The 21,146-nt window shown below is 56.4% G+C and carries 17 protein-coding genes and 1 pseudogene; 9 read left to right on the top strand and 9 right to left on the bottom strand.

What is annotated here, in order from left to right:
* Positions 1-48 precede the first annotated feature (48 nt).
* From mnmG to ravA, 6 genes are all read right to left on the bottom strand, one after another.
* On the bottom strand, positions 49-1,938 hold the full coding sequence (gene mnmG / locus EPG66_RS16355; RefSeq protein WP_182687554.1) for a tRNA uridine-5-carboxymethylaminomethyl(34) synthesis enzyme MnmG: 1,890 nt from the start codon (positions 1,936-1,938) through the stop codon (positions 49-51).
* Between the two features lie 432 nt (positions 1,939-2,370).
* Entirely contained in the window at positions 2,371-2,811 is a 441-nt protein-coding gene (gene mioC / locus EPG66_RS16350) for an FMN-binding protein MioC (protein WP_010258855.1), read from the bottom strand.
* A gap of 155 nt (positions 2,812-2,966) precedes the next feature.
* On the bottom strand, positions 2,967-3,428 hold the full coding sequence (asnC, locus tag EPG66_RS16345; RefSeq protein ID WP_003849496.1) for a transcriptional regulator AsnC: 462 nt from the start codon (positions 3,426-3,428) through the stop codon (positions 2,967-2,969).
* A gap of 103 nt (positions 3,429-3,531) precedes the next feature.
* Positions 3,532-5,670 carry a 5-histidylcysteine sulfoxide synthase gene (ovoA, locus tag EPG66_RS16340; protein ID WP_031590990.1) on the bottom strand — a complete coding sequence of 713 codons (2,139 nt, stop codon included), beginning with the start codon at positions 5,668-5,670 and terminating at the stop codon, positions 3,532-3,534.
* A 71-nt stretch (positions 5,671-5,741) separates the two neighbouring features.
* The gene (gene viaA, locus EPG66_RS16335) at positions 5,742-7,202 is read right to left on the bottom strand and encodes an ATPase RavA stimulator ViaA (RefSeq protein ID WP_031590988.1); all 1,461 of its coding nucleotides are present in this window, start codon (positions 7,200-7,202) and stop codon (positions 5,742-5,744) included.
* Positions 7,199-8,695: an ATPase RavA gene (ravA, locus tag EPG66_RS16330; protein ID WP_031590986.1), complete on the bottom strand. Its 1,497-nt coding sequence runs from the start codon at positions 8,693-8,695 to the stop codon at positions 7,199-7,201. Before ravA ends, viaA begins: the two co-directional genes overlap by 4 nt.
* A gap of 292 nt (positions 8,696-8,987) precedes the next feature.
* Between ravA and kup the strand changes: the two genes are divergently transcribed.
* Positions 8,988-10,856, top strand: coding sequence for a low affinity potassium transporter Kup (kup, locus tag EPG66_RS16325; protein WP_010258849.1), 1,869 nt, complete (start codon positions 8,988-8,990; stop codon positions 10,854-10,856).
* A 15-nt stretch (positions 10,857-10,871) separates the two neighbouring features.
* Here the strand turns inward: kup and qseC are convergent, their stop codons facing one another.
* Both qseC and qseB read right to left on the bottom strand, forming a co-directional pair.
* Positions 10,872-12,227, bottom strand: a complete 1,356-nt coding sequence (gene qseC / locus EPG66_RS16320) for a quorum sensing histidine kinase QseC (protein ID WP_143991316.1) — start codon at positions 12,225-12,227, stop codon at positions 10,872-10,874.
* Positions 12,215-12,886, bottom strand: a complete 672-nt coding sequence (gene qseB, locus EPG66_RS16315) for a quorum sensing response regulator transcription factor QseB (protein WP_010258847.1) — start codon at positions 12,884-12,886, stop codon at positions 12,215-12,217. Before qseB ends, qseC begins: the two co-directional genes overlap by 13 nt.
* Before the next feature lie 162 nt (positions 12,887-13,048).
* On the opposite strand from qseB, the gene EPG66_RS16310 reads away from it, so the two are divergent.
* The 7 genes from EPG66_RS16310 (at position 13,049) to rbsR (ending at position 19,432) form a co-directional block, all read left to right on the top strand.
* The gene (locus tag EPG66_RS16310; protein ID WP_182687552.1) at positions 13,049-13,456 is read left to right on the top strand and encodes a YgiW/YdeI family stress tolerance OB fold protein; all 408 of its coding nucleotides are present in this window, start codon (positions 13,049-13,051) and stop codon (positions 13,454-13,456) included.
* A gap of 182 nt (positions 13,457-13,638) precedes the next feature.
* Complete coding sequence (rbsD, locus tag EPG66_RS16305) at positions 13,639-14,058, top strand: D-ribose pyranase (RefSeq protein ID WP_182687550.1); 420 nt, start codon at positions 13,639-13,641, stop codon at positions 14,056-14,058.
* A 7-nt stretch (positions 14,059-14,065) separates the two neighbouring features.
* Positions 14,066-15,574 carry a ribose ABC transporter ATP-binding protein RbsA gene (gene rbsA / locus EPG66_RS16300; RefSeq protein ID WP_010672182.1) on the top strand — a complete coding sequence of 503 codons (1,509 nt, stop codon included), beginning with the start codon at positions 14,066-14,068 and terminating at the stop codon, positions 15,572-15,574.
* Positions 15,571-16,542: a ribose ABC transporter permease gene (rbsC, locus tag EPG66_RS16295; protein ID WP_010258841.1), complete on the top strand. Its 972-nt coding sequence runs from the start codon at positions 15,571-15,573 to the stop codon at positions 16,540-16,542. Before rbsA ends, rbsC begins: the two co-directional genes overlap by 4 nt.
* Before the next feature lie 25 nt (positions 16,543-16,567).
* Positions 16,568-17,443: a ribose ABC transporter substrate-binding protein RbsB gene (gene rbsB, locus EPG66_RS16290; protein ID WP_031590976.1), complete on the top strand. Its 876-nt coding sequence runs from the start codon at positions 16,568-16,570 to the stop codon at positions 17,441-17,443.
* Between the two features lie 62 nt (positions 17,444-17,505).
* A complete protein-coding gene (rbsK, locus tag EPG66_RS16285) occupies positions 17,506-18,435 on the top strand; it encodes a ribokinase (protein WP_137230576.1) in 930 nt (309 codons plus the stop codon).
* Positions 18,436-18,448: 13 nt separating this feature from the next.
* The gene (rbsR, locus tag EPG66_RS16280) at positions 18,449-19,432 is read left to right on the top strand and encodes a ribose operon transcriptional repressor RbsR (protein ID WP_182687646.1); all 984 of its coding nucleotides are present in this window, start codon (positions 18,449-18,451) and stop codon (positions 19,430-19,432) included.
* Here the strand turns inward: rbsR and mdtD are convergent.
* Positions 19,429-20,829: a multidrug transporter subunit MdtD gene (gene mdtD / locus EPG66_RS16275; RefSeq protein WP_031590970.1), complete on the bottom strand. Its 1,401-nt coding sequence runs from the start codon at positions 20,827-20,829 to the stop codon at positions 19,429-19,431. The two genes, rbsR and mdtD, sit on opposite strands and share 4 nt — an antisense overlap.
* 3 nt (positions 20,830-20,832) lie before the next feature.
* Between mdtD and EPG66_RS22880 the strand changes: the two are divergent.
* A pseudogene (locus tag EPG66_RS22880) lies at positions 20,833-21,146 on the top strand (hypothetical protein); the annotation flags it as partial.

Here is a 21,146-nt window from a genome sequence, read left to right as displayed (position 1 = left end):
AGCATAAGTCCATTCAGCGGGGGCGAGTCTCCTCGCCCCGTTTTCAGATCAGGCGCTTTTACGCAGCAGACCCTGTTTTTTCAGATAGATAAGCAGAATTGAGATGGCCGCCGGCGTAATGCCGGAGATACGCGTCGCCTGACCGATCGAACTCGGTTTGTGATCGTTCAGCTTGGCGATCACCTCATTAGAGAGGCCGTTGACCTGGCGATAGTCGAGCTCCACCGGTAACAGTGTGTTCTCGTTACGCAGCTGGCGATCGATCTCTTCCTGCTGACGGGCGATATAACCTTCATATTTAACCTGAATCTCAACCTGCTCAGCGGCCTGCTCATCAGCCAGTGCCGGACCAAAGGCATCCAGCGTCATCAGCTTCAGATAGGTCAGCTCAGGACGGCGCAGCAGATCTTCGCCGCTCGCTTCTTTGGTCAGCGGCGCGCTGAGTACCGTATTCACTTCCGTCACGTGCTCTGACTTCGGATGGACCCAGATATCGCGCAGACGCTGACGCTCCTGTTCAATCGCTTCCAGCTTCTGATTGAAACGCGCCCAGCGAGCATCATCCACCAGACCCAGTTCACGACCGGTTTCGGTCAGACGCAGATCGGCATTGTCTTCGCGCAGCATCAGACGATATTCAGCACGGGAGGTAAACATCCGGTACGGCTCTTTGGTACCGAGCGTGCAAAGGTCATCAACCAGTACGCCCAGATAAGCCTGGTCACGACGTGGTGCCCAGCCCTCTTTGTCCGCAGACTGACGGGCGGCGTTCAGCCCCGCCAGCATCCCCTGCGCAGCGGCTTCTTCGTAACCGGTTGTGCCGTTGATCTGGCCGGCAAAGAACAGGCCGTGAATAAATTTGCTCTCCAGCGTCAGTTTGAGATCGCGTGGATCGAAGAAGTCATACTCGATGGCATAGCCCGGACGCACGATCTTCGCATTCTCCATGCCCTGCATGGAACGAACGATCTGAATCTGCACGTCAAATGGCAGACTGGTTGAGATGCCATTCGGGTAGATCTCATTGCTGGTCAGCCCTTCCGGCTCCAGGAAGATCTGATGCGAGTTACGATCGGCAAAGCGCATCACTTTGTCTTCGATCGACGGGCAGTAGCGTGGACCGATCCCCTCGATGATCCCGGCGTACATCGGGCTGCGATCCAGATTATTGCGGATCACCTCATGGGTTTTCTCATTAGTGTGAGTGATCCAGCACGGTACCTGCTGTGGATGCTGAGACGCATTGCCCATAAACGAGAACACCGGCATCGGGTTATCGCCGTGCTGCGGGCTGAGCACTGAAAAATCGATGGTGCGCGCATCAATACGCGGTGGCGTACCGGTCTTGAGGCGGTCTACCCGCAGCGGCAGCGCACGCAGTCGTTTTGCCAGCGGAATGGACGGGGGATCACCTGCGCGACCGCCACTGTAATTATCCAGACCGATATGAATTTTGCCGTCAAGGAACGTGCCGACGGTGAGGACGACGGTTCTCGCGCGGAACTTCAGTCCCATCTGGGTGACTGCACCCACCACACGATCGTTTTCCACGATAAGATCGTCGACCGCCTGCTGGAAGATCATCAGGTTGGGCTGGTTCTCCAGTGCCGTACGCACTGCCTGGCGATAGAGCACGCGATCCGCCTGAGCACGGGTCGCCCGTACTGCCGGACCTTTGCTGGCGTTTAGTATCCTGAACTGGATACCCGCCTGGTCAATCGCACTGGCCATCAGACCACCCAGGGCATCCACTTCCTTCACCAAATGTCCTTTGCCAATCCCACCAATCGCCGGGTTACAGGACATTTGTCCAAGCGTATCAATGTTATGGGTGAGTAACAGGGTTTGCTGACCCATTCGGGCTGCCGCCATTGCGGCTTCGGTGCCCGCATGACCACCACCAATTACGATGACGTCAAAAGGATCCTGATAAAACATGAAGTGGTACCTCGGTTGATGAACTTGCAGGATCGTCGTCCTGGGGCGTGGATTCTACTCAAATTCCGTCTGGGGTGAAAGCCGCGGGATCGTCCGGTTTTAAAAGAAAGGATCTTAGATCTGTATATGATCTTTCTGTTAGATCTCTTATTAGGATCCCGCTTTTCTGTGGATATGTGCCAGAAGCACAGCAGAAACAACAGGATGAAGAGGATCACTACCTGTTAGTGATCGGTGATCCTGATCCGTATAAGCTGGGATCAAAATGGCATGTTATCCACAGCTCAAAAATCATTCTACGGTTGTTCTTTGGATAACTACCGGTTATACGCAGTAAAAGAGGGTAGTTATCCACAAAATAAACGAGCGGAAAAGGATAAAATCAGCATCTTCCACTGGGGATCGTCACTATTTCGCGATCCCCAGCCCCCTTCAGATCGCCTTTTTCCAGCTTTCCAGCCAGGCTTCCGCGGGATCTTCAGGGATCTCATGCTCCAGCACGTCAATCTCCAGACGATCACCTATCTGGCGGGCACCCTGAGCAATTAACAGCGCTTCAATCTGGCGGATCGCGCCACAAAAGAGATCATATTCATGATTGCCGAGTCCGATGGCACCAAACCGGACCTGCGAGAGATCGGGCTGGCTTTCCGTGATGGCTTCGAACAGCGGCAGTAGATTGTCAGGAATATCGCCTGCACCGTGAGTTGAACAGACCACCAGCCAGATACCCTCATGTGGCACTTCATCCAGCTCCGGGCCATGCAGCATCTGCGTTGAGAAGCCCGCTTCCTGTAGTTTTTCTTCCAGATGTTCAGCCACATACTCTGCGCTACCCAGAGTACTGCCACTGATTAAGGTGATATCGGCCATCTTGCTCTCCCGGACATTAAGGCGAGCATTGTACGCTGTGATCAAGCGGTGATCCACCTGTGGACAACAGGGTTAATAGATTAAGAGAAGCGAACGCAGCCGTTGTCAGCCGCCACATTCGTCAGGGATAAGATTATGCACAAGGCGGAGAAGGATCAGGGCTTGATAGTGCGCATGATCGGGTTTTGCAGTGAGATCAGCGTTTCCGTCGACTGAATTTCATCTATGGTCTGGATCTTGTTGATCAGCACCTGTTGCAGGGCATCAATAGACCGGCACATTACTTTAATAAAGATGCTGTAGTGGCCGGTGGTGTACCAGGCTTCAACTACTTCATCCAGCGCATCCAGTTTGCTCAGCGCCGCCGGATAGTCACGCGCGCTCTTAAGGATAATGCCGATAAAACAGCAGACATCAAACCCCAGCTGGCGCGGATCGATATCAACCCGGGTGCCCAGGATAATGCCCGCCTGCTTCATCTTCTCCACGCGGACATGAATGGTGCCGGGGCTGACGTTAAACTGTTTTGCCAGCTCGGCGTAAGCAGTGCGCGCGTTGTCGAGCAGGGCATTCAGAATGCCGCGATCCAGGTTATCGAGCTGCAGATGTTCGGCCATGGCCATCCTCTTTATTGGTCTGCTGAAGTAAACAAGGATGAATGTGCAGCAAAATAGTGGTTCAGGCAACTCCCGGCAGCGACGGGCGCCGCTGCCGGTTCACTTAGCGTTTGCGCCAGACGGTGACCTGCGCCAGCGTGTGCTGGAACTTGCGGGCCGTTTCGCGGATCACAAACGGTTTATCCTGCGGTTCATCGACCAGGTCGAAGTCGGCCGCCAGCAGACGTTGCAGTGCCTGCAGCGTCGTCAGTGCCTCACCGTTTTCACGCACGCCGCCCAGCCAGTTCTCCTTCGGCGTGAAATCCTCCAGCCAGGTATAGGGCGATGAGAGCACCAGAATGCCGCCCTGACGCAGCATCGGCGTGACATCCCGCAGGAAGCGTGCGGGCTGACGCAGGCGATCGATCAGGTTGGAAGCGAGTACCAGATCGTAACGGGCGGGTTGCGGCTTAAGGTTACAGGCGTCGCCCTGAACAAACTGAATCCGCTGCGCCAGTTCGCTCTCCAGCGCGAAATCTTTCAGGCGAACCTGGCGATACTCCACCAGATCGCCTTCCTGTGGCAGGAGATAACGGAAGTCTTCGCCGCTGGCCAGCTGAAGCGCCACATCGATGAAGCGCGCCGAGTAGTCCATACCGGTGACTCGTTCAAAGTGGCGGGCCAGTTCAAAACTGGCGCGTCCGGTGGCACAGCCAATATCCAGTGCCTCGCCGCGTGCCGTGGTGTAATTCAGCGCCAGGTTTACCAGGCTTTCGGCATAGTTATCCACGCCGAAATAGCGCGGGCCATACTGGAAGTCGAGGTATTGCGACACCATAGCGTCAGATTCATACGGGTTCAGCGCCATGGTTTCCTGATGGCTGGAAACCACGTAGCGGAAACCGGCATGCTGGAAAAAGTGGCGGCGGAACGCATAGCGTGCCGATTTCAGCGCTTCGTTGCCGGTCGATATCCAGCTGCCGCCTTTGATCAGCGAATGTTTGCCATCAAAGGTCGGGGTAGAGAAATCATCATAAAGCGGGTGGACTTTAAAGCCTTCAAAGCCATTGGTCGGCGTGGTCGTCCACTGCCAGACGTTACCGACGATATCGAAGAAGTCGCCCTGAGCGAAGAGATCGACCGGTGAAGAGGAAGCCCAGTACGCCAGATTAATGTTGCCCGGTGCCCGATCCCAATCCGGCTGATCGCCCGCTACCTGTTCGCGCAGCTGAGCCCACTCCGCCTCACAGGGAAGCTGAACGCTCATACCCGTCTGATCCGCTTTCCAGCGGCAGAAGGCCGCCGCTTCCAGCTGGTTAACCTCGGCAGGCCAGTCCCACGGCATCGCGACTTCTTCACACATCAGACGCAGTTTAAGCTGATCGGGCATCGCAGGCGTGCCGACCCAGAAGGTGGGCATCTCCGCTTTAGCAAACTGACACCAGCCCCAGCCTTCGTCATCCCACCAGCGAGCGTCCTGATAACCCCCCGCCTCAACGAAGGCCAGGAATTCCGCGTTGCTGACCAGCATTTTGCTCGCCTGGAACGGCTGCAGCGCGATCTGCTGGCGGCCATATTCGACATCCCAGCCATAGGTATCGTCGGTTTTACCCAACGTGACGGTGCCGCCGGGCATCGGCAGCAGGGAATTGGCCGGAACAGCCTCGCGCTGGTGGCGCGCCATCGGGCAGACCGCCCACGCGGGCTGGGGTTTCACCCACCCGACCGGTAACTGGCGTATCAGTACGCTGGAGGTTTCCAGATGAATACGCTCATGCTCAATACCCATCAGGATCACCCAGGCCGGACTCTCCCAGGTGATCGGCAGAGTCAGCGGCAGGGTCTGGATGAGATCGCTGACCAGTGCTTTAACGCGCCCGCGGTATTCGCGGACTTCTTCAATGGTGGGCCAGTCATAGTGGCTGTCGTTGAGATCGTCCCAGCTCATCTCATCCACACCAATCGCCATCATCGCTTCGATACGATCGTCCAGACGCGCGTCGATAAGGCGTCCGGCCATCAGCTTATTAATGTAGAAGGTGGCGGTGTGGCCAAAATAGAAGATTAAAGGATGGCGCAGCGGAATGGCTTTGGTAAACCAGGCCCTGGGATCGGCCAGACAGGTAAACAGACTTTCATACTGTTCCCAGGTCTGGTGGAAATAGGCCAGCAATTCGGCACGTTTTTGTTCAATGTTATGGCCGGAGAGCAGTAGCGTTCGCGTCGGTGCAGGCAGATCGCGATGAGGTTGAGCAAGCGTCACAGGAAGCTCCAGATTGCTGAGTAAGTGAAACGGTAATTTACTATAGCAAATATGCATTTCTGCCCGATGACTTAACGCCGCCAGTGACGCAGCAGACGGCTTTTCATGCCGGTATCGAAACGCCAGATATGGTCGAAGATGCGCAGAATGCCTGGTTTCCCGTGGGCCGACATAGCCACGGCGTGAAAACGTTGCTGATTATTTCGCTGACGCGTTTTAATGGTCCCGATCACCTCTTCCGGCAGACGCTGGGCAATAAAATCGGAGACGATCACCGCATCGGCTTCCTGCCACAGGACGCCTTCCATACGGGTCACAACGGAAGAGAGGCAGGCTGCCAGATCGGTGCCGCCGCGAAAGCGCTGACTGAGAAAGCGAATCGCCTGTTCCAGCCCGTCATCACCGGTCAGTTCATAGCCGATCACCTCATGCGCAAACAGCATGATGTAGCAGCGACGGCGATCGGCCAGCGCGACTTTCAGCAGCGCCAGACAAAACGCTTTGGCGCAGCGCTCATTGAAACCACCCATCGAACCCGAGGTATCGACGCAGACGATGAACGGCCCGCGCGGCTGCTCTTCATGCTGCTGGTGGCTGGCCGGACGCATCGTGACCTTTTCATGCCAGGCATCGCCCTGCAGCTTGTAGGTCAGCAGCCGTTTCTCTACCAGCCGCCGGTAAAACTCCAGCTCCAGTTCACTGATACTTAGCGCAGCTAATTCCGGCGGCAGCAGACGCAGCACGTCATCGCTCTGGTGAATGCCGCTGACCTCCTCCGGCACGGCCGCAGGTTCCTGCACCATATGGTGAAAGGCCTCCATAGGGGCATCCTGCGACGGCACCGATTTTGCCTCGCGGCTGCGACCCAGCTGCTGGGCCAGCTTCAGCAGCTCCGGTTGCTGCGCCAGAAAGTCGCCATATTGCAGCATCAGCTGATAGTCGCCAGGCTGCAGTGACGCTTTGCTCATGTCCCACAGCCGGCCAGCGGCGGCTTCGTCATCGTCGCCGAGAATCGGTGCCAGCTGACCGCTCAGCGCCATACGCTGCTGCAGTTCCGCCAGCAGGCGTTCGCGCTGCTGCTCCAGCAACGCCTGATTCAGCGTCAGGGTCTGTAAGGTCAGGCTCAGCCGCCAGCGCTGTAGAAAAAGCTGGTGCTGCGCGCTGCTGAGATGGCTGATATCGGTGTGCTGCAGCAGCCGGTTGGCTTCATCCAGAAAAGGGGAAGGCAGGCTTTCAAGCGCCTGAAGTGTGGCATTCAGCTGGTGGCTGAATTCACGATCGCTGAGGAGTTGTACCCGCTGGAACAGCTGAAACTCTTCGGCCAGCGTGGCCGGAACCGGCGTGGTTTTGAGTTCAGCGTTGATCTCCGCTCGCCAGCGTGGCACATCGCGCAATAGCGCTTTTTTCAGCCCGGGAAACTTTTCAAAAAACAGCGCCAGCTGTGGAGACGCCAGCAGGGCAATAATCAGCTCTTCAATCAGTTCGGTTTCACCCACGGAGAGCAGTGTGCTGAGCGTCTCCAGTGGGATCATTTACGCGCCTGTTTCAGCTGTTCCGCCACATCCTGCAGGCTGGTTTCAACCCGCGCCAGCCAGTCATCACTGATAAACAGGCAGCGCTGGTGCTGGCTGAACAGATGACGCTGCGACCGCAGTTCACTCTCCAGTGCATCCAGCGCTTCGGTGATCTCACCGGGCAGTGGCTCGCTGTTGCTGACGCCAGGCAGTGTCAGACGCGACGATTGCAGGCTGACATCACGGATAGCCAGGCAGTGCTGCGCATCCACCTGTAAATCCAGACTCTGCGCAAAGCCAATCCCATTGAGCTTGCCGCGAACCTCGCCCCCTTTCTGCAGCCACTGATTCAGTGCATCACGCGCGATAACCAGATGTGTCACCTGCATGTCATGCAGCATCAGCGGCTTTTGCAGCATCAGCGTCAGTTGCTCATCAGTGAAGGTTTCCGGCAGATCGTAATGGGGTTTGCGACTGAACATCCCACTGTGTTTTTCCAGGGTGATCGCCTGTGCGATGCTCTGTTGCTGCTGCAGAGCCATGCGACGCGCTTTTATCTGATGCAGTTTCAGCAGCATCGGCTGCTGCTGCCAGGCGTGCTGCGTCATCAGCTGATCGATTTCACGCTCCAGCAGTTGCATGGACGCGACGTCGTGCCAGAGGCAATCTTTCAGCAGGATCAGGTCTATCGGCGCAATGGCGCTGCGGCCACTGTAAAAGGCGCTGGCCTGCAGCAGATGAATCGCTTTTTTCCAGCGACGATCGGAAATATAGGGCGCTGCGGGCTGGCTTTCCAGTTGCTGGCGCAGCTGATAAATCAGCTCGAACACCGCATCCGGGAGGCTGACCTGACTGATGCCGAGCTGCCACTGCGCATACTCCTCATCACTGATGCGCAGGGATTCCGCGACCGGATTGGTGTGCTCATCCTGCTGATGGGTCAGCATGCTGCGAAAGTTCTGCTTCTCATGCACATTATCCAGCCACAGGCGGATCAGCATCCGATCATAGAGCGCTTCAAGGCCGCTGTCCGCTTCCGGCATTTCATTGGAGGCAGTGACCAGCAGACGCATCGGAATGGCCTCTTCACTATCGCCATTGCGGAAGCGGCGTTCGTTGATAGCGGTCAGCAGGGTATTCAGAATCGCCGGGCCGGCTTTCCAGATCTCATCCAGAAAAACAATCTCCGCGTCGGGCAGATAACCTTTAGTGAGGCGCTGATAGCGCCCTTCATCCTTCAGTGCCTGAATGGATAGCGGGCCAAACACCTCTTCCGGTGTGGAGAAACGGGTCATCAGATACTCAAAGGCGCGGGCGTGCTGAAAGGCATATTTCAGGCGGCGGGCAATCAGGCTCTTGGCGATGCCGGGCGGTCCCAGCAGGAATACGCTTTCACCGCTCAGCGCTGCCAGCAGGCAAAGGCGGATGGCATGATGTCGCTCATACAATCCTTTTTCTAACGCATTGCTAAGGCGAGAAATTCTTTCTGCCAAAAGATGGGGTTGAGCCATAATCACTTCAATGTCCTTACGATCGTCGGGCCGCCGCGCTTCAGCAAGCGCCTTACTCTATAGATCATCATGCGTGAAAGCGTTGATAGCTGTCAGCTTTTTTGTTTCATAAGGTTTGCCTGCTTTGAAAGCGGCGCTGATTGACGCTTTAATGCCTGAAACCACCCTGTTACCCTGACAGACAGGCGAAGCGGGTATAGGAATTTTCGGCAAACCGTGCATACTGTGCGCTTTTTGATGGCCTGAGCGAGGGGTTTTTTGCGCCTCTTAGACTCCAACAAAAGATAACTCTATGAGCTCGGATAATAAGCAGTCACTTCGCGGATTAACGCTGGCCGCTATTGGTGTTGTTTACGGGGATATCGGCACCAGTCCGCTGTATACCTTACGTGAATGTCTCTCCGGACAGTTTGGCTTCGGCGTTGAGCGGGAAGCGGTGTTTGGCTTTTTGTCGCTGATTTTCTGGCTGCTGGTGCTGGTGGTATCACTGAAGTACATCAGCTATGTGATGCGCGCCGACAACGCCGGTGAAGGCGGCATTCTGACACTGATGTCGCTGGCGGGCCGCCATACGGGTGCACGCGCCACGGCAGTGCTGGTGATCATGGGCCTGATTGGCGGCAGCTTCTTCTATGGGGAAGTGGTCATCACGCCGGCCATTTCGGTGATGTCAGCCATTGAAGGCCTGGAGATTGCCGCGCCGTCGCTGGATCCCTTTATTGTGCCGATGTCGATTGCGGTGCTGACGCTGCTGTTTGCGATTCAGAAACATGGCACCGGCATGGTGGGTAAACTCTTCGCGCCGGTGATGCTGGTATGGTTCCTGGTGCTGGCGATCCTTGGGGTCAGCGGCATCATGAAAAACCCGGAAGTGCTGCATGCGCTGAACCCCGCCTATGCGGTCGAGTTCTTCCTGCACTATAAATCTGTCTCATTCTTCGCGCTTGGCGCGGTGGTGCTGGCGATTACCGGGGTTGAAGCGCTGTATGCCGATATGGGTCATTTCGGTAAAGTGCCGATCCGACTGGCCTGGTTCTCGGTGGTGCTGCCGTCGCTGGTCCTGAACTACTTTGGTCAGGGCGCGCTGTTACTCAGCGATCCCAAAGCGATTAAAAACCCCTTCTTTCTGCTGGCGCCGGACTGGGCGCTGATCCCGATGCTGATTCTGGCGACGCTGGCCACGGTGATTGCCTCACAGGCGGTGATCTCCGGCGTCTTCTCGCTGACGCGTCAGGCGGTGCGACTGGGCTATCTGCCGGGGATGCGTATCATCCACACCTCTGAGCGTGAATCGGGCCAGATCTATATTCCGGTGATTAACTGGGTACTCTACTTCGCCGTGCTGATTGTGATTATCAGCTTTGAGCATTCAAGTAATCTGGCTGCGGCCTACGGCATAGCTGTTACCGGCACCATGGTGCTGACCGCGATGCTCTCCTGTACCGTGGCGGTTAAAAACTGGCACTGGAATAAGCTGGCGGTTGCCGTCATCCTGGTACTGATGCTCTGTATCGATGTGCCGCTGTTTACCGCCAACCTGGTGAAAATCTTCTCCGGTGGCTGGCTGCCGCTCTGTCTCGGCCTGGTGATGTTTATCATTATGACGACGTGGAAAAGCGAACGTTTCCGCCTGCTGCGCCGCATGCACGAGCATGGCAACTCCCTGGAGGCGATGATCGCGTCACTGGAGAAATCGCCGCCGGTTCGCGTGCCGGGCACGGCGGTCTATATGTCGCGTGCACTGAATGTGATTCCGTTTGCCATGCTGCATAACCTCAAGCACAACAAAGTGTTGCATGAGCGGGTGGTGCTGCTGACGTTGCGGACGGAAGATGCGCCTTACGTGCACAACGTGCGTCGCGTGACGATTGAGCAGCTGTCGCCCACCTTCTGGCGGGTGGTGGCCAGCTACGGCTGGCGCGAAACGCCAAACGTCGAGGAGATTTTCCACCGTTGCGGGCTGGAAGGGCTCAACTGCCGCATGATGGAGACATCCTTCTTCATGTCACATGAGTCGCTGATTATCGGCAAACGGCCGTGGTATCTGCGCCTGCGTGGCAAACTCTTCCTGGCGCTGCAGCGCAATGCGCTCCGCGCGCCAGACCAGTTTGAGATCCCGCCAAACCGGGTGATTGAGCTGGGCACCCAGGTCGAAATTTGATCTGCAGCGCCCGCCTTACGGGGTGGGCGCTGACCAGCACAGCGTAACGCATAATCCGCCGCCTGAGCGCTGGCTGAAGCTGACCTGCATCCCGTGCAACTGGGCGATATTGCGGACTATCGATAATCCCAGCCCGCTTCCGCTCTTCTCCTGACCTGGCGGTCGCCAGAAACGTTCACCAAGCCGTTGCAGATCGGCTGCACTCAGACCTTCGCCGTTATCCTCTACCGACAGGCTATTCGCCTGAAGCCGCACATCAACTTCGCTGCCCGCTGGCGTATAGCGAATGGCATTATCCAGCAGATTACGCACCAGCAATGACAGTAACAGCGGATGCCCCTGAATCTGCGGATCGGCGTCAGCATGCAGCCGCAGCGTGACACCCGTTTTATCCGCCAGCGGCAGCTGTGCAGCCAGCGTCTCCTGGACCGTGCGTTTCAGCGCCACCGTTTCGAAGGCGCTGCGTGCATCATCTGCTTCAACCCGTGAGAGCGTCAGCAGCTGATCCACCAGCCGGGTTGCGCGGATAATGCCGGCATCCAGTTGCTGCAGCGCATGGGTTCGCATCACTTCATCATCTGCAGTCAGCTGGATCACCTCGCTTTGCACCTGCAGCGCGGCCAGCGGACTGCGCAGCTCATGTGCGGCATCAGAGGTAAAGCGCCGTTCACGCTGCATCATTGCGCTGATGCGGCTGAACAGACCGTTGAGCGCGACCATCAGCGGCTGCACCTCTTTCGGCACGCGGTCTGCCTGCAGCGGCGTATCATCATCGGGCGCGCGCTGCGCCAGCTGCTGTGCCAGCGTCTTCAGTGGGCGCAGTTCAGACCAGACCAGACCGATCAGCAGCAGCAACATAAAGGGCAGCGCGATCAGCCAGGGCAGCATGCTGGCTTTCATCAGATCCCGCGTCATGTCGTCACGGTATTCGGACTCCTGACCCACTACCACCCGGAACTGCTGGTCGGGCGTAGTCAGCCAGACAAACCGCCAGCGATCGTCATCATTGGTAAGCTGACCCTCATGAAATCCCTGATACTCCGCCTCAAACGGCAGGTAGCGGCCATTGTCACCATCATTCATCACCTGCCTGCCGTCACGCGTGAAGACGGCAAAGGCCAGGGCGTCGTCATCCTGATCGCCGCGATGGTGGCGCAGTATCTCTTTGGTTCTGGGTAGAGTGGCGTTGTCCAGTGAGGAGAAATCCAGCGTCAGCAGACGCTTGGCCAGCAGCATTTGTTGGGTATCGAAGAGCTCATCAAGGGTTTCACGTGTCTGATGCCAGGCACTCAGGCTGGCGCTGGCCCAGCAGATCCCGAGCAGCAGCACAAAACCGATACCCAGCCGCAGAAACAGGCTCATTGATCGCATTCGGCGGCCCCCAGGGTATAACCGACGCCGTGCAGCGTGCGGATAAACTGGCTGCCCAGTTTTTTACGCAGATGATGAATGTGAACTTCTACCGCATTGCTGGAGACATCGGCGTCCCAGTTGTAGAGCTTCTCCTCCAGCTGGCTGCGTGTCAGCACCCGGCCAGGGTTTCGCATAAACAGTTCCAGCAGCGCCAGTTCACGGCTTTTCAGCGCAATCGCCTCACCTTCACGCATCACACTGTGGCTGCCGGGGATCAGCACCACATTACCGTGCCGGAGTTCGGGCTGCAGCTGGCCATGACGGCGGCGGATCAGCGCCTGTAAGCGAGCAGCCACTTCAGTTAAGGCAAAGGGTTTACACAGATAGTCGTCGGCTCCCAGTTGCAGGCCTTCGACCCGCTGATCGAGCGCATCGCGGGCGGTCAGTATCAGTACCGGTACATCTTTCCCCTGCTGTCGCCACTGCCGCAGAATATCGAGCCCATCCCGCTCGGGCAGTGAGAGGTCCAGGATCACCGCATCCCAGGGCGCGGCCTCCAGCGCGTTAAAGCCCGCCTCACCAGAGGTAAACCAGTCAACGCTGAAGCCCAGTTTACTCAGCCCCGCCTTGATACCGTCGCCAATTAAACGATCATCTTCAATCAGTAAAATACGCATCACGTCTCCCTGTTCCGATAGCGCTTTATACGAAGCAACTTCCTGCTTGTACAGCTGATTTCGGCGAAAATAGCTTATTTTTTCCTCTTAAGAAGCTGTTAAGAACTTTATGGTCAACTAAGCTCAACAAGACGAACCACATCATGGAAAAGAGGTGACAAAATGAAAAAGCACGCTGCAATTCTGGCCGTCGTAATGCTGGCTTCTGCCCCGGTTTTCGCTGCACAGCAGGGTGGATTTGTTGATCCCAGTGCGCCAGCCGCACAGTCGCAGGCAGCAGCCGGTCAGGGCGGTTTCAGTGCCGATCACACCAGTGTGGTGACCGTAAAGCAGGCTGAAGAGATGAAAGATGACAGCTGGGTCACCGTGCGCGGTAAGCTGGAGAAACAGATCGGCAACGAAGATTATCTGTTCCGCGACCAGACCGGCACCATGAAAGTCGAAATCGACCACAAGCACTGGAACGGCCAGACTATCTCACCTAAAGACAACGTCGAGCTGACGGGGGAACTGGATAAAGATTTCAACAGCATTGAGATGGACGTTAAGCAGGTTAAGAAACTGCCTTAATCCTCTCCTCCGGGGCCGCATTCGCGGCCCTTTTTTCTGCCCGTTCCCCGACTTAATACAAATTTCCCCCCGCGTGAGCGAAACGTTTCGATAACGATCACAGATTTCTTCTTTGCCGGTTGAGTTGATGGCGGCTTTTCATACACTCCTGACAGCGAAACGTTTCGCTGTGGAGTGAAAAGATGAAAAAAGGTCGCTTGTTAAACGCTGAACTCTCTCATGTGATTGCCCGCCTGGGACACACGGATACGCTGACGATTGCTGATGCAGGCTTGCCGATTCCGGCCGGACCGCAGCGCATCGATTTAGCGCTCACGCCGGGTACGCCCGATTTTATGCAGGTGGTTAATGCTGTCGTACTGGAGATGCAGGTAGAGAGCGCCCTGATCGCGGGAGAGATTAAGCAGCATAATCCGCAACTTCATAGCGCGCTTGTCGCCGTGCTCGAAGCCTTGCAACAGCACCAGGGCAATATCATCACCATCAGCTACACCAGTCATGAACAATTCAAACAACAAACGCAGCGTAGTCAGGCGGTCATTCGCAGCGGAGAGTGCTCTCCGTTTGCGAATGTCATCCTCAGCGCCGGTGTGACCTTCTGAGGCCGCTATGCAACCTTTACTGCAACTCGACGGCATTGAAAAATCCTTTCCGGGTGTGAAAGCCCTCAAGGGGGCGTCGCTGAATGTCCGGGCAGGACGCGTGATGGCGCTGGTGGGCGAGAACGGCGCAGGCAAGTCCACCATGATGAAAGTGCTGACCGGCATCTATCAATATGATGCCGGTACGCTGCGCTGGCTGGGCAAAGAGACCCGTTTCAGTGGGCCGAAAGCGTCTCAGGAAGCGGGTATTGGCATCATTCATCAGGAACTGAACCTGATCCCTCAGTTAACCGTGGCGGAGAATATTTTCCTCGGCCGCGAATATGTCAGCCGTTTTGGCCGTATCCAGTGGCCGCGTATGTATGCCGAAGCCGATGCGCTGCTTAAACGGCTTAATCTGCGCTTCAACAGCCACAAGCTGGTGGGGGATTTGTCGATTGGCGATCAGCAGATGGTCGAAATTGCCAAAGTCCTGAGCTTTGAGTCGCAGGTGATCATCATGGATGAGCCGACCGATGCGCTGACTGATACCGAAACACTGTCGCTGTTCCGGGTGATCAACGAACTGAAAGCGCAGGGCTGCGGCATCGTTTATATCTCGCATCGCATGAAAGAGATCTTTGAGATCTGCGATGACGTCACGGTGTTCCGCGACGGTCAGTTTATTGCTGAACGCCCGGTCAGCGAGCTGACGGAAGAGAGCCTGATCGAAATGATGGTCGGCCGTAAGCTGGAAGATCAATATCCCCATATTGATCAGGCACCAGGCGACGTGCGGCTGAAAGTGGAGAACGTCAGCGGACCGGGCGTGGATAACGTCAGTTTCAGCCTGCGTAAAGGTGAAATCCTCGGCGTTTCCGGCCTGATGGGCGCGGGCCGTACCGAACTGATGAAGGTGCTTTACGGCGCCCTGCCGCGTCGCGAGGGCACACTGTGGCTCAATGGTCGGGAAGTGGTGACGCGCTCACCGCAGGATGGGCTGGCTAACGGCATCGTCTATATCTCCGAAGATCGTAAGCGCGATGGCCTGGTGTTGGGCATGTCAGTAAAAGAGAACATGTCGCTGACAGCGTTAGGCTATTTCAGTCACGGCAGCGGCACGCTGAAACATGCGGCAGAGCAGCTGGCGGTGGGCGATTTTATCCGGCTGTTTAACGTTAAAACGCCTTCAATGGAGCAGCCCATTGGTCTGCTTTCGGGCGGCAACCAGCAGAAAGTGGCGATTGCCCGCGGTCTGATGACCCGGCCTAACGTACTGATTCTGGATGAACCGACACGCGGTGTGGATGTCGGCGCAAAGAAAGAGATCTATCAACTGATTAACCAGTTTAAAGCCGAAGGGCTGAGCATCATTCTGGTCTCCTCGGAAATGCCGGAAGTGCTGGGCATGAGCGATCGGATTCTGGTGATGCATGAAGGCCGTATCAGCGGCGAATTTACCCGAGAAGAAGCCACTCAGGAGAGCCTGATGGCAGCCGCCGTAGGCAAGCAACACAGCGAGGATTTAGTGGTATGACGACCCAAACTTTACCTGCCAGCCGTCGCTGGTTTAGCAAAAGCTGGCTACTGGAACAGAAGTCGCTGATTGCGCTGATGGTGCTGATCGCCGTGGTGGCCAGCCAGAGCCCGAACTTCTTTACCGTGGCGAACCTGTTCAACATTCTGCAGCAGACCTCGGTTAACGCCATTATGGCGGTAGGGATGACGCTGGTGATCCTCACTTCTGGTATCGATCTCTCTGTGGGATCGCTGCTGGCCCTGACGGGCGCGGTGGGTGCATCGCTGGTGGGCATGGAGGTGAATGCCCTGGTCGCGGTGGCGGCGTCGCTGGCGCTGGGAGCGGCAATCGGTGCCCTGACCGGCACCATTGTGGCGCGCGGCAAGGTGCAGGCGTTTATCGCCACGCTGGTCATGATGCTGCTGCTGCGCGGTGTCACCATGGTCTACACTGACGGCAGTCCGGTTAACACGGGTTTTAATGCCAATGCCGATCTGCTGGGCTGGTTTGGTATTGGTCGTCCGCTGGGTATTCCTGCGCCGGTCTGGCTGATGGCGCTGGTCTTTATTGCTGCCTGGTACATGCTGCAGCACACCCGTCTGGGTCGCTATATCTATGCGCTTGGCGGTAATGAAGCGGCAACGCGTCTCTCCGGCATCAATGTGAATCGCGTCAAAATCATCGTCTATTCACTGAGTGGCATGCTGGCGGCGCTGGCAGGCACCATTGAAGTGGCGCGTCTTTCTTCGGCACAGCCGACAGCGGGTACCGGCTATGAGCTGGATGCGATTGCTGCGGTCGTGCTGGGCGGAACCAGCCTGGCAGGCGGTAAAGGGCGTATTTTCGGCACCCTGATTGGCGCACTGATCCTCGGCTTCCTGAACAACGGCCTGAACCTGATGGGCGTCTCTTCGTACTACCAGATGATCGTTAAGGCGGTAGTAATCCTGCTGGCGGTGCTGGTAGATAATAAAAGCAGTAAATAACTCTGACCTTACACAGGATGACATGATGAAAAAGTTAACCGCACTGGCCGTGATCCTTGGCGCAACGCTCAGTACCAGCGCTATGGCCAAAGATACTATCGCGCTGGTGGTTTCAACCCTGAACAACCCGTTCTTTGTTTCGCTGAAAGAGGGTGCGCAGAAAGAAGCGGACAAACTGGGCTACAACCTGGTGGTGCTGGATTCACAAAACAACCCGGCGAAAGAGCTGGCTAACGTGCAGGATCTGACGGTTCGCGGCACCAAACTGCTGCTGATCAACCCAACCGACTCTGATGCTGTGGGCAATGCGGTGAAGATGGCTAACCAGGCGAACATCCCGGTTATCACGCTGGATCGCGTTGCGGCACAGGGTACCGTTGTCAGTCACGTCGCCTCCGATAACCGTTTCGGCGGTAAAATGGCCGGCGACTTCATCGCCAAAAAAGTCGGCGAAAACGCCAGAATTATTGAACTGCAGGGCATTGCCGGGACTTCTGCCGCCCGTGAGCGTGGCGAAGGCTTCAAACAGGCCGCTGATGCGCACAAATTCCAGATCCTCGCCAGCCAGCCTGCCGATTTTGACCGTACCAAAGGTCTGAACGTCATGCAGAACCTGCTTCAGGCACACCCGGACGTTCAGGCCGTATTTGCTCAGAACGACGAAATGGCGCTGGGTGCACTGCGTGCGCTGCAGACCGCCGGTAAAACCGGTGTGATCGTCGTTGGTTTTGACGGTACTGCCGATGGCGTTAAAGCGGTAGAAGGTGGCAAACTGTCTGCGACCGTGGCACAGATGCCAGACAAAATTGGCATGATCGGCGTAGATACCGCTGATAAAGTGCTGAAGGGTGAAAAAGTGAAGGCGATCAACCCGGTCGACCTGAAGCTGGTCACTCAATAACTCAAAGAAAAGCAGGGCACTGCGCCACCCTCCTGGTGGCGCACTTATTCCGGACTCCCCTAATGAGCAAAAACGCAAAACTGGCCGTTCTTGGCAGCATTAACGCTGACCACATCCTTAATCTGGCGCACTTTCCTCGTCCCGGTGAAACGGTGATCGGGCAGAATTATCAGATTGCGTTTGGCGGTAAGGGTGCGAATCAGGCTGTCGCCGCCGGTCGTGCTGGTGCCGATATCGCATTTATCGCCTGTGTGGGCGCTGACGACATTGGTGAACGTGTTCGTCAGCAACTGGCCCGGGACAATATTGATACTACGCCGGTCGAAGTGGTTGAGGGTGAGTCGACCGGTGTGGCGATGATTTTCGTCAATGGCGACGGTGAGAACAATATCGGCATTTACTCCGGTGCAAACGCGGCGTTAACCCCCGCCTGCGTGACGCGCCATCAGCAGGTTATCGCCGACGCCAATGCACTATTGATGCAGCTGGAATCACCGCTGGAGAGTGTGCTGGCTGCCGCGACGCTTGCCCGACAGCATCAGACGCAGGTTATTCTCAATCCTGCACCCGCCACTCAGCTTTCAGATGAACTGCTGGCGTTGATCGACATTATTACCCCGAATGAAACCGAAGCCGAGAGTCTGACCGGCATTGCGGTCAGCAACGATGAAGATGCCGCCCGCGCTGCGGCAGTGCTGCATGCGAAAGGTATCGGCACGGTACTGATTACTCTGGGTCGCCGCGGTGTCTGGCTGAGCGAGCAGGGAGATGGTCAGCGTATTGCTGGCTTCAGCGTTAAAGCTATCGACACCATCGCGGCGGGCGATACCTTTAATGGCGCCTTTATTACCGCGCGGCTGGAGCAGAAAACGATGTATGACGCGGTGCGGTTTGCCCATGCCGCCGCTGCTATCGCCGTTACGCGCTCGGGTGCGCAGCCCTCCGTGCCGTGGCGCGCGGAGATCGATGAATTTTTGCAGCAGCAGGGCTAAGCATTTGAGCACTATGAAAGATGTCGCTCGCCTGGCGGGCGTCTCTACCTCCACTGTCTCGCACGTTATCAATAACAATCGCTTTGTTAGTGAAGGCGTGCGCGAAAAAGTTGAGCAGGCCATCCGCCATCTGAACTACGCCCCCTCTGCGCTGGCGCGCAGTCTGAAAATCAATCAGACGCACACGATCGGTATGTTGCTGACCACCAGTAGTAACCCATTTTATGCCGAAGTGGTGCGGGGCGTGGAGGAGAGCTGCTATCAGCGTGGCTACAGCCTGATTCTCTGTAACACGGCAGGCGATGAAGAGCGGATGAACCGCAGCCTGGAAACGCTGATGCAGAAGCGCGTCGACGGTTTATTGATCATGTGTACGGAAAGCCACCTGCCCTCGGCCGATATTCTGAACCGTTATCCCTCTATACCTGCCGTTATGATGGACTGGGCGCCGTTTGAAGGCCGTGGTGACATTATTCAGGATAACGCGCTGCTGGGCGGGGAGATGGCGACTCAGCATCTTATCGACAGTGGTTATACCCGCATCGCCTGTATCGCCGGTCCACAGGACAAAACCCCGGCTCGTATGCGTCTGGAAGGTTATCGCAACGCCATGACAAAGAGTGGCCTGACGATTCTGCCCGGCTATGTGGTGAATGGTGACTTTGAATTCCAGGGAGGCTACAACGGGATGGTCGAACTGCTGGCGCTGGAAACGCCGCCGGAAGCGGTTTTCACCAGCAACGATGCCATGGCGGTGGGCGTTTATCACGCACTCTATCAGGCCGGCATGCAGGTTCCGCACCAGATGGCGGTAATGGGATATGACGATATCGAACTGGCGCGCTATCTCACTCCGCCACTGAGTACCATTCATCAGCCGAAAGATGCGCTGGGTGAACTGGCGATAGACACCCTGCTCTATCGTCTCAGCAATCCCGACGCCAGTCAGCAAACGCTGGTGCTGACGCCGGAACTGGTGGTACGTGGATCGGTTTAGCGCTTTTTCTTTTTGTCGCGATTACTGATTAGATTACGACCATCGCCGTTTTTCAGCAGCATAAAGGTCAGCGCCGACAGTACTGTTACCACGCCCATGGTCAGAAACGTGGCGTGGAATTGTGAAATGGTGCTGGTTTCAAACTCCTGGTAGAAGCGCAGCACCGCGGCGCTGACGGCCACACCAAAACTGATCGCTAGCTGCTGAGTCACGGCCAGCACGCTGTTACCGCCGCTGGCGTTATCATCATTCAGATCGGCCAGGGTGATGGTATTCATGGCGGTAAACTGCGTAGACATGGCCATGCCGAGAATAAACAGTGGAAGTAATAGCACAATGATGCTTTCAGCGGGCGACTGCAGAGAGAAGCTGGCGATCAGAATGCCAATAATGGCGGTAATGCCAACCAGCAGGCGGCGGTAACCCAGCCAGCGCAGCAGTTGCGTCACAGTCGACTTCGCCAGTATTGAACCAATGGCGATGGGTGCCATCATGCAGCCCGCGATAATCGCTGAATAACCAAAGCCGACCTGCAACATGAGCGGCATCAAAAAGGGCACACAGCCGGTGCCAAGACGTGACGCGATGTTGCCACCGATGCCCACTGAGAACGTCCGGGTTTTAAACATCGGCAGATTGATCAGTGGCGAAGGGTGATTTCGGGCATGCACTATATAAAGAAGCAAAAGCACAATCCCGCTGAGTAATATCCCGCCAGCCAGCCAGGCGGAAACAATCCGCTCGCCAAACAGCTCAATCCCAATCGAGATCATCACCAGTCCGGCCCCAAACAATAAGAAGCCGAAAAAGTCGAAGCGGCGCTTCGGCGTGGTGAAGTCCGGCATATATTTGCGTGCGTAGATAATGCCGAGAATGCCAATCGGGATATTAATCAGGAAGATCCAGTGCCAGGTCGCGTAGGTCACCAGCACCCCGCCCAGCATTGGACCCAGTATCGGGCCAACTAATCCCGGCATGGTGACAAAGTTGAGCACCGGCAACAGCTCACTGCGCGGATAGGCGCGTAACAGCGCCAGCCGCGCGACCGGCATCATCATTGCACCACCGACGCCCTGTATGATGCGCGAGATGACCAGTACCTGGAGTGTGGGAGAAAGTGCACAAGCCAGCGAGCCGAGGGTGAACAGCGAAACGGCAACGATAAACACCTTGCGCGTGCCGTAGCGATCGGCGAGCCAGCCGCTGACCGGAATCAACATAGCAACAGTCAGGGTGTAACTGATGACGGCGGATTGCATGGCCAGAGGAGAACGGTCAAGGCTGGTGGCGATAGCGGGCAGGGCTGTATTCAGTATGGTGGCGTCGAGTGACTGCATGAAAAAGGCCATGGCAGCTATCCATGGCAAACCAGCCATGCTGCGCGCGGATTTTATCATTGAGTGTCCTTCCTGGGGTTATCCTGCGACAAGAAGCAAAATAATAGCACCCGCATTAAGCAACGGCAGGTCTCTTTACAACGTTTAATGGCGATTTTTGTGCGTTATTCCGTCATGAAACGTCTCTTTTTAAGCCGTTCGTTTAAAAAAGATGCGCTCAGCAAATTAATTCAAAGAAACGCTTGTCAGCCCGCGGAAACTCCCTATAATGCGCCTCCATCGACACGGAACACCGGCAACGGGAAGCGGGTTGAGAGGCACAGGAGACTGCGCCGCCGGAGAAAAACTTCTGAGAAAGAAGTTGACTCTGCAGGAGG

This window comes from Pantoea pleuroti, from assembly GCF_014156615.1.
Lineage (GTDB): Bacteria > Pseudomonadota > Gammaproteobacteria > Enterobacterales > Enterobacteriaceae > Pantoea > Pantoea agglomerans.
This window is presented reverse-complemented; position numbering and strand designations above follow the sequence as displayed.